We start from the raw sequence: 13947 nt of genomic DNA on the forward strand, positions 1-13947 counted from the left end.
CAGAGCCGTCAGAAGAAGTACGGCTCATTCACACGCTATGCAAAAGGACGCCGTTACGTTTGATGAACATCATGTCAGATCACTGTCGGGCCGACAAGACCCGGGGCGGGCATTCCGTCCCCGGTACGCCACACGCGGTGCGGGTCCTGGAACAGACGGGCCGCGCCGCCCTGCGCAGCCTCACCACGGACCAACTCGAGCGGACCGCCCTGCCGGCTACGCGGACTTCTTCGCGGTGGAGGCGCCACCACGGCGGCGGGAGACCGGTTTGCCGTTCAGCAGTCCTCGTTCGATGAAGAGGGCCACGATCTCGATCACTTCGTCCTCGCTCGCCCCGCCGGCCCCTTCAGGAACGGCCACGGGAACCTGCTCCAGCATGACGTGCAACACCAGCACCGCTGCCTTGATGTTCAACGGGTACGGCCGCTTGAGACGGCCGAGCACTGTGGCGAGAGCGGCCTCCAACTCGTGAGCCACCTGGAGCGACAAGGAGGTGAGGGTGGGGTCCTCGGGCTGCCGCTCCGCCCACACCCGGATGACCCCCAGGTAGCGGCTGTGGACCGGCAGGTATGCGCGCAGCCAGGCCCGCAGAGCGTCATGGGCGCCGGGGCCGGGGCGGATGTCCGCGAACCGCGCGAGCACCTCGACCAGGTCCCCGCACGCCTCTTCGGCGACGGCCGTCAGGAGGTCGAGCTTGTCGCGGAAGTACTTGTAGAAGGTGCCTCGGGCGAAGCCCGCCTCGGCGACGACGGCGTCGATGTTGGCGGCATGGTAGCCGCGGACGGCGAAAATGCGGCACGCGGCGTCGATCAGTACTTCGACCGTGCGGCGAGCTCGTGCGCTCAGGTCGTCGAACCTCTCGGCCCGCACCCGCGGCAACCTCTCGGGCAACACCTGCTGTGCCGTTTCCCCCGACTCCAGTTCCAGACTGGCCAGCACCTGGGCCGAGGTCTCGGGGAACAGCACCAGCTGCACGACCACCGCAAGGCCGTCCAGCAACACGTCCCGGTCCAGCCCGGCGGTCACCGGCGAATGCCGCAGATAATTGAACCGGTTGACCAGAGCCTCCAGGGCAGCGGCTGCGTGCCGCAGCTCCAGACCCTCGACTCCGGAGGACTCCAGGCGCTTGGCGACCCTGGCCGCGTAAGCGTCGACGAACTTGTTGATCATGGGCTTCAGTGACGTCTCCGAGGAGTCGACGCGAGCCCACTGGACAAACATCGTGGCGTACTTGTCGTAGACCCAGGCCCACTCCCCCAGCCACCAGTGGAGGTTGTCGAAACCCTGCAGGTCGGCTCCCAGCGGGCCCAGGCGCCGGACCACGCGCATGAGCGCCGAACCGCACTCCTCCATCAGCTCGATGAAGATCTCGTCCTTGCTGCCGAAGTACTGGTAGAGCGTGGCCCGGGAGACACCCGCGGCCTTGGCGATGTCGTCCACCGACGTCTCATGGAAGCTGTGGGCGGCGAAGAGTTCGAGCGTGACATCCACGATGCGCTGGCGCGTACGCGCGCCACGCTCCCCAACAACAGGACTGCTCGGGCCGTAGCTCGCCCGCCGGAGAATTTCCTCGCTGGACATGGCGTCAGCACAGCCCCGGCTCGGGCGCCTGAACGGCCGTGCCAGGCACCGCTCCCGACGTAGCCGTGCCCTTCTGCACCAGGGTCTCTCCGCGTTCGAGCTCTTCCGACATCACACTCCCTCGCTTCGGACAGCTCCGGTCGGCGGCCACGCCCCGGGAAGGAGCGCCCCGCCTTGCCGGCTCATGAACCAGCCTACCGTGACGTCTGCGTCAGACCGCACTCAAAGGAAGGCAATCCGGGCCCCCTACAGCCAAAGAGCGCACGGCGTCGACACGGCTGCGTCTGGTCATCGCGCACCGACGCGCAACGCGATGCGTAGGCGCGCGGCCCCTACTGGCGGCTGGGCGTCGTCGACGCCGTGACCCCCATGCCCGTGATCCAGTCGGCGACCGGCTCGTACGCGATGGTCTCAAGGGCATGAGTGCCTGCCGCAGCGGCGGTCAGCCAGGTGCGGACCTCGTTGGCGCCGACACCGGCCAGTTCGGTCGCGTTGTCGACAAGCTCGACGAGCTTCTCTTCTCCCCAGTTGGCCAGTGCGCGCAGCAGTGCCTCGTCCCACTCCGGGCGGATCTTGTGTTTCGCCGCTTCCGCCCCCTCGAAGATCAGGCGAGCCCGCTCCTCGTCGCTGAGATCGTATGTCTCCACCTCAAGACTGGGGGGAGAGTGGGAGAGCCCGCCGCTGCCGATGACGAGGATCCGGCCCTCTTGCCGATCGAGGAACTCGCCGATCGCACGGCCGAACGCGAGCACGCGCGAGGCCGAAGGGAGGGGCGGGGTGGCGCAGTTGACGGCGACCGGGATGACTGGTGCCACGTCGAGGCCACCCAGGAGGATGCACAGCGGCTGCGCGAAAGCATGATCGAACTCCACGTCGCGGCAGGCGCTGACGTCGAAATTCTTCGCGAGCAGATCCTCGACGAGGCCACGAGCGATGCCCTCGGGGACCTTGAGGCGGGCACTGGGATGCCCCGCCTCGGCCATGATCCCGGCGGAGAGGGCGACGGCGAAGGCCGGGACGATCTCACGGAACGTACGGCGGTGATCGCCACCGACCAGCACCACACAGTCGGGCGCGAAGTCGGCCACCAGGCGCCGTGCTTCCTTCAGGCCGGCACGGAACCCGAGTCCTTGGACGTGTTCCTTGTCGCGCTCCATACCGGGGCTGTGGCTGGTGCAGACGACCAGTTTCTCGGTTGCCATGGAATGCCCCTTCGTTGTCGGCGGCCGTCGCTCCTGTTCGTGACGCCGCGGCGCAGCCCGTCAGCCGAGCACGAACGGGTCACGGGTGTTGCCGGTGGTCTCGATCCACACGGCCTTGTCCTCCAGGTACTCCCCCAGCCCCTCGGTGCCGTTCTCCCGGCCGAAGCCGCTGTTCTTGACCCCGCCGAACGGCATCGCGTAGTTGAGCGTCCGGTAGGCGTTGACCCAGACGGTTCCCACATGCAGTCGCCTGGTCATCCGGAAGACCCGTCGGACGTCAGCGGTCCAGATCCCCGCCGCCAGGCCGTAGCGGGAACTGTTCGCCAGCGCCACCGCCTCTTCCTCGTCCTTGAACCGCAGGACGCTGAGGACCGGACCGAAGATCTCCTCCTGGCAGACGGCGGACTCGTTGGTGACGTCCGTGATGATCGTGGGCTCGAAGAAGAGGCCTCCCATCCCCCGGTCACCGCCGCCGGCACGGACCGTCGCGCCATCGGACCGGGCGGCCTCCACGAAGCCACGGATCTTGTCCAGTTGCCCCGGGAAGCAGATGGGGCCCATCTCGGTCTCCGGGGCCTTCGGGTCCCCCATCGTGATGGTCGCCGCGCGGCTCGCCACCCTCGCGACCACGTCGTCGTAGACCTCTTCGTGGATCAGCGCGCGGGAACCCGCGATGCAGGTCTGCCCGGCGGCCGCGAAGATGCCGGCGACCAGCCCGTTGGCAGCGGCCTCCAGGTCGGCGTCGGGGAAGACGATGTTGGCGGACTTGCCGCCCAGCTCCAGGGTCGAGGGCGCCAGGTGCTGTGCCGCCGCGCTCGCGACCGCCGCGCCGGTGATCTCGGAACCGGTGAACGACACCCGGTTCACGTCCGGGTTCCTGACCAGCCACTCGCCCACCTGACGCGAGGCGCCACTGACCGTGTTGAAGACGCCCGGCGGGAACCCCGCGCGCTCGAACAGCCCCGCCAGGCGCAGGACCGACACGGGGGCTTGCTCGGACGGCTTGGCCACGACGGTGCAGCCGGCAGCGAGCGCGGGCGCCAGTTTGAAGGTCAGCAACAGCAGGGGTGAGTTCCAGGGCAGGATCGCGGCCACCACGCCCACCGGATCGCGGCTCACATAGCCGAAGAAGTCGGGGCGCCCGGTGTCCACCACCCGGCCCTCGATCTTGTCCGCGAGGCCGGCGTAATAGTCGTAGTACGCCGGAAGCGCTTGTACCTGGCCGGACATCTCCCTGAGCAGTTTGCCGTTGTCCCGGGTCTCGCAGAGTGCCAGGTCGTCCCCTGCCTCCGCGATCAGTTCGCCGAGCCGACGCAGGAGCCGGGCCCGGTCGCGGCCCGGCATCGCACCCCACTCGCCCTCGAAGGCCGCACGCGCCGCATGCACGGCGTCGGCGACGTCCTGTTCGGTCGCTTCCGCGACCTCGGCCCACGGCTCGCCGGTGTACGGATCGGTCGTCGTGAAAGCCGTCCGGCCCGGGCGCGGTTCGCCGCCGATCGTCATTCCGAAGCGTTCCATGTGTCTTCTCTCAACTGGACGAGATGGTCAGGGGCCGGTTCAGCGGTAGCGGACGGCGAGTTCCTCGCTGCCACGGGCAAGCAGCGCCACATCGGCACCCACGAGGATGAATCGGGCCCCCAGAATGATGAGCTCGCGTGCCCGTGCCTGCTGGAACGCGTTGACACCCGCCGGTTTGCCGAGCGCGCTGATGGTTTTGACGGCGTCGTCCACGGCAGCCACGACGTCCGGATGGTCCGGCTTCCCGAGGTGCCCCATCGACGCTGCCAGGTCCGCGGGCCCGATGAAGACCCCGTCGATCCCGTCGACGGAGACGATCTCCTCAAGCGCTTCGAGACCACGCCGGGACTCGATCTGGACCGTCAGGAAGATCCCGTCGTCCGCCGTCGGCAGGTAGTCGGCGATGCGGTTCCACCGCGACGCCCGGGCCAGTGCGCTGCCGACACCTCGGACGCCGGCCGGCGGGTAACGCGTGGCTCGTACGAGTTCCCGCGCCTGGTCCACCGATTCGACCATCGGGATCAGCAGGTTGCGCACGCCGATGTCGAGGAACTGCTTGATCATGACCGTGTCACCGACAGGCGGTCTGACCACGACCTGTACGTCGTACGCGGCACACGCCTGCAACTGCGGGAGCAGCGAACGGACGTCGTTCGGCGCGTGCTCGCTGTCGATCAGCAGCCAGTCGATGCCGCTGCCGGCACAGATCTCCGCCACCAGGGGGCTGCCCGAAGCGACCCACATACCGATCTGCGGCGTACCACCGCGCAGCACCTCCGCGAAGGAAGCCCGATCAGTCGTGGACATCCGGCGCCTCCCCCATGAACCGGCACGTGATGTTCCCCAGCGGGCCGAAGTCGGCGTGGAAGGTGTCACCGTCGTAGGCGTGGACGGGGCGGGTGAAGGATCCCGCCAGGATCACCTGGCCGGGTTCCAGCGACACGCCGTGCGGCGCGAGCTTGTTGGCAAGCCACGCCACCCCGTTGGCCGGATGGTTGAGCACCGCCGCCGCGACTCCGGACTCCTCGATGACGCCGTTGCGGTAGAGCAGGGCCGACACCCAACGCAGGTCGATGTCCATCGGGCGGACGACGCGCCCGCCCAGGACGAGCCCCGCGTCGGCCGCGTTGTCGGCGATGGTGTCGACGATGGTGCGGGTGTGACCCGTCTCGGGGTCGGTCATCTGCACGCGCGCGTCCAGGATCTCCAGCGCCGGGGTGACGTACTCGGCAGCCCGGAGTACGTCGAACTTCGTACACCCCGGCCCCTTCAGGCTGTCCCCCAGCACGAAGGCCAGCTCCACCTCGACGCGGGGTTTGATGAACCTGCCGTACGGGACTTCCGTGCCGTCCTCGAAGAACATGTCGTCGTACAACGCCCCGTAGTCGGGTTCATCGATCGACACCGCCTGCTGCATCGTCCGCGAGGTAAGGCCGATCTTGCGGCCCAGGAGCCGCCGGCCTTCGGCGAGTTTCAGGCCGACACCCGCGTGCTGGACTGCATAGGCGTCCTCGATCGTCATGCGCGGGTACTCGAGGGACAGCTGCCGGACGGGTGCGCGGGTGACCTCGGCCTGGCGCAGCCTTGTGGCGATCTCGCGCACGCACTCGTCATCGAGGGTCCGCACGTCTTTCCGGACCGCAGGCTGCCGGACCATAGGGAGGGCCTTCCCGCTCATCGATCCTTCACCTCCCTTGCAGGAAGCCAAGGACAGCGGCATTGAAGGTGGCCGGATCCTCGAAGTGCGGCCAGTGGCGGACGTGCGGCATCTCCAGGACCTCGGCGTTCGGGATGATCCCGGCGACCTGGCGGGCCGTGCTCCGGTACTCGTTGTGGTCCTTGCCCGAGGCGATCACGAGCGCCGGTGCCTCGATGGCCGCCCACTCCTCCTCCGTCAGCAGGTTCCGCTCGCGGACCTCCGCATCCTGCAGGATCAGGACGTGGTCGATCACCTCCCGCGTCTTGGGAAGCCGGTAGATCGCCTGCCGCAGCGCGATCATGTCCGGGATCCGGTTCCGCTCCTCGGCGATGAGGTTCTCGAAGATCGCCTTGATGGAGTCCCAGTCGGGGTTCTCGACCGCCCGCGTCCGCTCGGCGCGGACCCGCGCCATGTTGCCGGCCGTCGCGATCAGCCCCGCCGGAGACATCAGGACCAGCTTCTCGGTGCGGTCGGGATGGGTGAGGGCGAACCGCGCCGCCACCCACGAACCGAGCGATGTGCCCATCAACGAGGCTTTCTCGACGCCGAGTTCGTCCATGATCGCCGCGACGTGACGGACGTACACGGCGATCTCGTAGTCGTAATCCGGCTTCTCGGAGAAGCCGTTGCCCACCATGTCGACGGCGACGCAGCGGAAGTGCTTCGACAGCGGTCCGAGGTTGGACACGAAGGTCTCCCAGTGCCCACCGGTGCCGTGAAGCATCACGATCGCGGGTGCGTCCTTGGGTCCCGCCTCGACGTAACGGGTGCTGACCCCGTCGGCCTTCACCCATGCCTGGGTGAAGGCGACATCGCGCAACTCGGTCCAGATACTCCGGTATCCAGCGGAAGTCGTCGTCGCCTGTTCAGTCATGTCTTCTTTCTCTCCGCCGAGTCCAGCAGCCATGAGCAGCATGGAGACGCTAACATCTGACATTAGTGTCGTCTAGGTCCAGCGCAGGTTTCACCCGTAGTGCCAACCGCTGAGGGCAGCGCCACATCGTGATAGACAGCAGCCTGATTCTGACGACTTCGTACTCTTCTGCGCGGGGCACTGTCAGCCACCGCGTCGCGGCACGACACGGACTGGGCGGTCGGCCACGGAGAAGCCTCTCGATCATGCGTTGACGCACGTGGACAAGGGTGTCAACCTCGGCACGTGCAGGTGACGATTCGAGAAGTCGCGAAGGAGGCCGGGGTCTCCCCGTCCACGGTGTCCCGGGCGCTCGCGCCCGGGGGGACGGTGAGTGAGGTCACGCGCGAGCGGGTACGGGCCGCCGCGGATCGGCTCGGTTACCGGCCGAACCGGGCCGCGCGGGGCCTGATCACCGGTCGTACGGGACATGTGGGCGTGATCGTCCCGGACCTGCTCAACCCGTTCTTCGCGGACATCTGCAAGGGCGTACAAGCCCGTGCCCGGGGACTGGGCCACACGGTGTTCGTCAGCGACACCGAACGGGACGAGGGCCTGGAGATGGACGCGATCCGGACGCTCACCCCCGAGGTGGACGGCCTGGTGCTGGCCGCTCCGCAGCTGAGCAGCGAGGAACTGCGCTCACTGAACCGCGTCACCGACAAGCCGATCATCCTGCTGCACCGCAAGGAGCCCGGTTTCGCCAGTGTCACCGCCGACCTGGTCGAGGGCATGACGGACGCGCTGACCCACCTGCATGCCCTCGGTCATCGCCGCATCGCCTATGTGGGCGGCCCCCGCAGCACGTGGACCGCGCAGGAGAGGGCCGCCGGGATCGACGCCATGTCGACGTCCGACAAGGTCGAGATCATCCAGGTCGGCAGCGTGGCCCCGCACTTCGACGGCGGCGTCACCGGCGCCGCCGACGTGGTGCTGGCCAGCGGGGCGACCGCGGTGGTGGCCTTCAACGACATCGTCGCCTTCGGTCTGATCAGCCGGTTCACCGCGCGCAGGGTGCGGGTGCCGGACGAGATGAGTGTGGTGGGCTGCGACGACATCGCGCTGGCCGGGATGGCCGCGCCGCCGCTCACCACGGTCCATGTGCCCAAGGCGCATGCGGCGCGGGCCGCGGTCGATCTGCTGTTTCGCATTCTCGGTACCCCGGCGGGCGAGGATGTCGAGCCGTTGCAGCGGGTGTTGCCGACGCATCTGGTGGTGCGCGGGTCGACGGCGGCGATCGGGCGGCCGTAGCGGACCGCGCGACCGCGCACCGAGTTCCTGGAGGCCTCAGGGCCTCAGTCGTCCGGTATGCCGAGGTCGATCTCGTCGTCCGCGTCCCTGTCGCACACCAGTGTCCCGTCGACGACGCGGAGTGTGGCGGCCTGGACGGCCGACCGGCGGTCCGCGTACGTCTCCTCGTTGCGGCCCTCGCGATCCGGGTGGGTGAAGTAGAAGATCGTGGCCAAGTCGCCGGGGCCGCCGGGCTCCTGGCGGTTCGGGTGCACGACAACGTCGGCGTGCAGGGCCGGGCCCTGGTCGTCCGGGCGTGAGCCGCTCTTGTCGAGGATGATCCCGCGGCGCTCCCACGTGTCCAGGTCGTCCGACCGGTAGACCCGCTGGCCGTCCCAGGCGTCGACGACGAGCCAGGTGTGTCCGCCGAGTTCGAAGACGTTCGGCCCCTCGTGCGGGATCTCCGTGATCACCGGGCCAACAGTGCGCCAGGTGTAGAGGTCGTCGCTGTCGGCCGCGTAGGTGTGCTGTCCGGCGACCGAGTCCTTGTACCAGAGGCGGAAGCCGCCGCCGGGCCTCGGGTGGACGCAGGCGTCGATGGCCTGGCGGGTGTCGAGCGAGATCGGCCCGTGGTGCTCCCAGCGCACGAGGTCGGCCGAGGTGTAGTGATGGATGGTGCGGGTGTCCCGGCCCGAGTAGGCGGGGACACCGCGGATGTAGCTGACGTACATGTGGTAGCGGTCCTCGTGCCAGAGGATCTCCGGGGCCCAGAACGTGTTCCGGCCGAACTCCCACTCCAGACCGGGGACGGTCCCCCGGTAGGTCCAGCTCGCTCCCCGGTCGGCGGAGGACGCGACACCCAGGTCGGTGCCGTGGAACCAGGACTGGCGCGGGCCGGGCGCGTCGGCCCGGCGGTTCGTGTAGACCATCCACCACTGGCGTTCGGCGCGGTTCCAGATGACGGTGGGATCCGCCGCACCGTCGTGGATGGGGTCCCTGAACAGGGGTGCGGTCATGTTTCCTCCATGTCCTTGGCCAACCGGGGTTCACCACCGGGGCAGCGTCGGGTCGAACTCCGGTACCACGCTGCGCAGATACGCCACGTCGTCGCGGTGCTCGCGTCCCAGCGAGAGGTACGTGGCGTGCAGCCGGTCCACCGCGGCGCGGTCGAGCTCGACGCCGAGTCCCGGACCGCGTGGCACCTGCACCGACCCATCGATGAACGTCAGCGCGCCCTGCACCACCACGTCCTCCGCCGCGTTCCACGGGTAGTGCGTGTCGCAGGCGTGGTCGAGCGCGGGCGTGGCCGCCGCCGCGTGGGTCATGGCGGCGAGACTGATCCCGAGGTGCGAGTTGGAGTGCATGGACAGCCCCCAGCCGGCGGCCTCGCACACGGCGCCGAGCGCGACGGTGGCGCGCGGCCCGCCCCAGATGTGGTGGTCGCCGAGCACAATCCGTACGGCTCCACGCTCCAGTGCGGGACGTACGGTCTCCAGCGAGGTCACGCACATGTTCGTGGCGAGCGGGAGCGAGGTACGCGCGGCGACGGCAGCCATGTCCTCGACGCCGGCCACCGGGTCCTCCAGGTATTCGAGGACACCCGCCAGCTCACCGGACGCCGACAGGGCGGTCTCCAGGGTCCAGGCGGCGTTCGGGTCGAGCCTCAACGGGTGGTCCGGGAACGCGGCGCGCAGCGCCTGGACCGCCGCGGTCTCCTCGTCCGGCGGGAAGACCCCGCCCTTCAGCTTCAGCGACCGGAATCCGTACCGGTCCACCATGCGCTTCGCCTGGGCGACGATGCCTCCCGGGTCCAGAGCCGCACCCCATTCGTCCTCGCCGACGCCCGGGTGTCCGGCCCACTTGTAGAACAGGTAGCCGCTGTAGGGGACGGCGTCACGAACCCGGCCGCCCAGCAGGTCGACCACCGGTACGCCCGCCAGCCGCCCCTGCGCGTCCAGGCACGCCACCTCCAGCGCCGCGTACACACGCCGTACGTCGAAGGCGGGCGCGGGAATCGGGGCCGGCCCGCGAGACCCGGTCGAGCCGGTACGGTCGGCCCAGCGCCGCCAGGGCGCGTCGGGCCCGTACGCGACGCCATCCACGCGCCCGGCCAGGAGTTCCCCGACCAGGCGGGCCAACCCCGCCGTCTCGTACACACCGGTGCCGGACAGGCGCGAGCCCGCCAACTCCAGCCAGTCCAGCTGCCAGGCGTGCCCGACACACTCGCTCAGGCCCGTCACTTCTCCGCCGCGGCCGTCGTCCACGACCAGTTCGAGGACCGCACGCAACACATGGGGTTCGTGCACGCCGTCGGCGTTGAGGAGTGGGGGATCTCGGAAGGCTGTGGGGGTGACCCGTAGTTCCCGAATGATCATGCGCGAGAGCCTCCGGTACGCAACTCAGCCCTGAGGGACGGTCGTGTGGTACTTGTCGACCATCTTGGCCGCCGCCCCCCGTACGTCCTGCTTGCCGAAGAGCAGATCCTCGTAGACCCGCCTGAATTCCAGCTTGTCCTCATCGGAACCGGACGGGGGTACGGGAGCCGGCGCGAACCGCTTCTCCAGCGCGACCACGTACTCGTACACGACGCGGTCACCGCCCGTGAGACTGGAGGCGAGACGGTCCATGACCCTCCGGTTGGGCGGCAGTCCGCGCACCACGCCGAGGATCCCGCCCGCCGCCGGATCGTTGAGCAGGAAGTCGAGCAGCAGCGCCGCCTCCCGTTTGTGTGCGCAGCGTTGCTGTACGCACATCGCTCCCGCGCCTGCGGTCAGCCCGAGCGGCGCGCCGGCCGAAAGGGTCGGGAAGGGGATGGCCGCGACGTCGCCGTAGGCCTGGAAGTAGGGCGTGGCGGTGGAGGTGATGTTGAACTCGGCGGTGGCCAGCTTGCGTACCAGCGGGGAACTGTCCGTCGAACCGTCGTAGGAGGCGGTCACGTTGGGCGGGGTGAAGATGCCCTTGTCCCGCAGTCGTGCGGTCAGTTCCCAGAACGCGGTGAGATCGGCGACGGTGAAGTCGAGCGAGCCGTCGGCCTTGTAGATCGACTTGCCGCGCTGGACGAGCCAGACGTTGAACGTCTCGCTGTAGCCGCCGAAGTCGGTCATCGCGGCCCGGTCGGGCGCGGCCCGCTTCAGGGCCGGTCCCACCTCGTCCAGCAGGTCGTCCCAGGTCCAGCCGGCCTTGGGAAGGCCGATGCCCGCCTTGCGCCAGATCGCGGGGTCGACGAAGAGCGCCTGGGTGGAGATCCCTGTGGGTACCGCGTACAGCTTGTCTCCGAGCCGGTTGCCGTTCACATAGGTGCGGGGTATCCGGCCGAGGGAAACGCCGGAGAACTCGGATCCGTCCAGGTTGGCGATCAGTCCGTCGGCGGCGTACGCGCGCAGCTGGTAGTAGTCCATCTGCAGCACGTCGGGGCCGCTGTTGGCCGCGACCTGCGTGGCGAGCCGTTGGAAGTAGGCCTGGTATCCGCTGAACGAGGTCGTGACCTTGATCTTCGGATGACGGCGCTCGAAGAGCCGGATCGCCTTGGCGGTGGCGACATTGCGGTCGTCGCCGCCCCACCACTGGAGGTTGAGCGTCACCGTGCCATCGGCAGACGTCTGTCCGGCGCCGCAGCCGACGGTGGCCGCGCCAAGACCGAGGGCGCCGAGCGAGGTGAGGACCCGGCGGCGCGAGGGCGGGGGCGTGGTGGAGGCAGAGGTGGGCGTACGGCGTATCGCTGGCATCGCGGGCCTTCGCTCGACGGGGAGTTGGGGGGCGGCGGGAGAACCGGTGCAGGGGCGGAGGAGCAGTGCAAACGTTGCCATCCTGTTTCTGGATGGCCCGGAAGTTACGCGTGCCGATGGAGCCGCGTCAATGCCAACTCCCAAAGAAACAGGGAATGAATAGGTCACGTCGCACCTCTTGTCGCAGCCAGAGACGCATGCAAACGTTGCCGCCGTCATCCATCCTCACTGTGGAGGAGCCACCCACGATGGCCCAGGCAACCGCCCCGCCCCGCCCGCTGCCCCGACCACGCGGCGGCGTCACCGACGACAACTCCTCGGCCGGACGCCGCCGTTCACACGCCCTCTCGGCGCATGTCTTCCTCGCCCCCTGGCTGATCGGCATCGTCGCACTGACCCTGGGCCCGATGCTCGCCTCGCTGTACCTGTCGTTCACCGACTACGGCCTCTTCGCCGCCCCGCACTGGGTCGGCCTGGCCAACTACCGGTACATGCTGGAGGACGACCGGTTCCTCGCCTCCATAGGCGTCACCCTGCGATACGTCCTCGTCGGTGCCCCGCTCAAGCTCGCCGCCGCGCTCGCCGTGGCGCTGCTGCTGAACCGAGCCCGCCGCGGCGTCGGCCTGTACCGTGCCGCGTTCTACGCCCCGTCACTGCTCGGCGCGAGTGTCAGCGTCGCCCTGGTATGGCGTTCCCTGTTCGCCACCGGTGGGCTCACCGACCGCTCCATGGCCTTCTTCGGTCTGCACATCGGCGGCCTCACCGACAATCCGGACTACGCCCTGTATCCACTGATCACTCTGACGGTCTGGCAGTTCGGCGCCCCCATGGTGATCTTCCTCGCCGGGCTGACACAGATACCGAAAGAGCTGTACGAGGCGGCCTCGATCGACAGCGCCGGCCGGATACGCACCTTCTTCTCCATCACCCTGCCGATGCTGACGCCGGTCCTCTTCTTCAACCTGATCCTGGAGATCATCCACTCCTTCCAGTCCTTCACCTCCGCGTTCGTGATCAGCGGAGGCACCGGAGGCCCCTCGGACTCGACGCTCCTGTACTCGCTCTACCTGTACGAACAGGCCTTCACCAACTTCCACATGGGATACGCCTCCGCGATGGCCTGGGTCCTGCTGGCCGTCATCGCACTGGTCACGTTCCTCGTCTTCCGCAGTTCCCGAATGTGGGTCTTCTACGGACAGGAGGACGCGTCATGACCACCACGGCAGCACCCACGACCACGGCCACCGCTCCCCTGCGCGGCGCGCTCTGGCACATCGTCTGCGTGGCCATCGGGCTCGTCCTGCTCTACCCGGTGCTGTGGCTGCTCACCGCGTCGGTGAAGTCCGGCACCGAGATCATCTCGAATCTGAACCCCGTCCCCGAGGTCTTCACCCCGGGCAACTACGCCAAGGCGGCCGACGGGGTCAGCGGCATCTCGCTGTGGCGGCTGTTCGGCAACTCGCTGCTCATCTCGGTCGGCACGGTCGTCGGCAACGTGCTGTCGTGCTCGCTGGCCGCCTACGCCTTCGCCCGGCTCCGCTTCCGCGGTCGCGGCCTGTACTTCGCGGTCATGATCGGCACGCTCATGCTGCCGCTGCACGTCGTACTGATCCCGCAGTACATCATCTTCCAGAAGCTGGGCATGGTCGGCACCTATCTGCCGCTGATCCTGCCGAAGTTCCTGGCCACCGAGGCGTTCTTCGTCTTCCTCATCGTCCAGTTCATCCGGAGCCTGCCCCGCGAACTCGACGAGGCGGCGGTACTCGACGGCTGCGGCCCGTACCGCACCTTCTGGCACGTCATCATGCCGCTGCTCAAGCCCGCCCTGGTCACCACGACGATCTTCTCGTTCATCTGGAGCTGGAACGACTTCCTCCCCCAGCTCATGTATCTCGCCGACCCGCAGACCTACACACTCCAGCTGGGCCTGCGGACGTTCGTCGACCAGTCCGGCAGCGCCGCCTACGGCCCGATGTTCGCCATGTCCGTGCTCACGCTCGTCCCCGTGCTGCTGTTCTTCCTCGCCTTCCAGCGGCTGCTGGTCGAGGGCGTCCAGACGTCCGGGCTGAAGGGGTGACA

At 68.5% G+C, this 13947-nt stretch carries 12 protein-coding genes; 3 read left to right on the top strand and 9 right to left on the bottom strand.

Going from position 1 to position 13947, the window contains the following annotated elements; all coding sequences use genetic code 11:
* Positions 1-216 precede the first annotated feature (216 nt).
* The 6 genes from ACZ5VQ_RS36715 to ACZ5VQ_RS36740 form a co-directional block, all read right to left on the bottom strand.
* Complete coding sequence (locus ACZ5VQ_RS36715; protein WP_469108732.1) at positions 217-1581, bottom strand: TetR/AcrR family transcriptional regulator; 1365 nt, start codon at positions 1579-1581, stop codon at positions 217-219.
* Positions 1582-1913: 332 nt separating this feature from the next.
* Positions 1914-2783 carry a 3-carboxyethylcatechol 2,3-dioxygenase gene (locus ACZ5VQ_RS36720; RefSeq protein ID WP_469108733.1) on the bottom strand — a complete coding sequence of 290 codons (870 nt, stop codon included), beginning with the start codon at positions 2781-2783 and terminating at the stop codon, positions 1914-1916.
* Between the two features lie 60 nt (positions 2784-2843).
* Positions 2844-4301: an aldehyde dehydrogenase gene (locus tag ACZ5VQ_RS36725; protein WP_469108734.1), complete on the bottom strand. Its 1458-nt coding sequence runs from the start codon at positions 4299-4301 to the stop codon at positions 2844-2846.
* A gap of 39 nt (positions 4302-4340) precedes the next feature.
* On the bottom strand, positions 4341-5108 hold the full coding sequence (locus tag ACZ5VQ_RS36730; protein WP_469108735.1) for an aldolase/citrate lyase family protein: 768 nt from the start codon (positions 5106-5108) through the stop codon (positions 4341-4343).
* The gene (gene hpaH, locus ACZ5VQ_RS36735) at positions 5095-5928 is read right to left on the bottom strand and encodes a 2-oxo-hept-4-ene-1,7-dioate hydratase (RefSeq protein ID WP_469108736.1); all 834 of its coding nucleotides are present in this window, start codon (positions 5926-5928) and stop codon (positions 5095-5097) included. The genes ACZ5VQ_RS36730 and hpaH overlap by 14 nt, the downstream gene beginning before the upstream one ends.
* Positions 5929-5986: 58 nt before the next feature.
* Positions 5987-6874, bottom strand: a complete 888-nt coding sequence (locus tag ACZ5VQ_RS36740) for an alpha/beta fold hydrolase (protein WP_469108737.1) — start codon at positions 6872-6874, stop codon at positions 5987-5989.
* 285 nt (positions 6875-7159) lie between these two features.
* On the opposite strand from ACZ5VQ_RS36740, the gene ACZ5VQ_RS36745 reads away from it, so the two are divergent.
* Entirely contained in the window at positions 7160-8164 is a 1005-nt protein-coding gene (locus ACZ5VQ_RS36745; protein ID WP_469108738.1) for a LacI family DNA-binding transcriptional regulator, read from the top strand.
* A 44-nt stretch (positions 8165-8208) separates the two neighbouring features.
* Here the strand turns inward: ACZ5VQ_RS36745 and ACZ5VQ_RS36750 are convergent, their stop codons facing one another.
* Genes ACZ5VQ_RS36750 through ACZ5VQ_RS36760 form a run of 3 tightly spaced genes read right to left on the bottom strand, consistent with a single transcriptional unit; the run spans position 8209 to position 11868 of the window.
* Entirely contained in the window at positions 8209-9159 is a 951-nt protein-coding gene (locus ACZ5VQ_RS36750) for a glycosyl hydrolase (RefSeq protein ID WP_469108739.1), read from the bottom strand.
* A 30-nt stretch (positions 9160-9189) separates the two neighbouring features.
* The gene (locus tag ACZ5VQ_RS36755) at positions 9190-10518 is read right to left on the bottom strand and encodes an enolase C-terminal domain-like protein (RefSeq protein WP_469108740.1); all 1329 of its coding nucleotides are present in this window, start codon (positions 10516-10518) and stop codon (positions 9190-9192) included.
* A 24-nt stretch (positions 10519-10542) separates the two neighbouring features.
* Entirely contained in the window at positions 10543-11868 is a 1326-nt protein-coding gene (locus ACZ5VQ_RS36760; RefSeq protein ID WP_469108741.1) for an ABC transporter substrate-binding protein, read from the bottom strand.
* Positions 11869-12116: 248 nt separating this feature from the next.
* On the opposite strand from ACZ5VQ_RS36760, the gene ACZ5VQ_RS36765 reads away from it, so the two are divergent.
* Positions 12117-13082, top strand: a complete 966-nt coding sequence (locus tag ACZ5VQ_RS36765) for a carbohydrate ABC transporter permease (RefSeq protein WP_469108742.1) — start codon at positions 12117-12119, stop codon at positions 13080-13082.
* A complete protein-coding gene (locus ACZ5VQ_RS36770) occupies positions 13079-13945 on the top strand; it encodes a carbohydrate ABC transporter permease (protein WP_469108743.1) in 867 nt (288 codons plus the stop codon). The genes ACZ5VQ_RS36765 and ACZ5VQ_RS36770 overlap by 4 nt, the downstream gene beginning before the upstream one ends.
* The last annotated feature ends 2 nt before the right edge of the window (positions 13946-13947 follow it).

The organism is Streptomyces sp. NPDC033178, assembly GCF_055577685.1.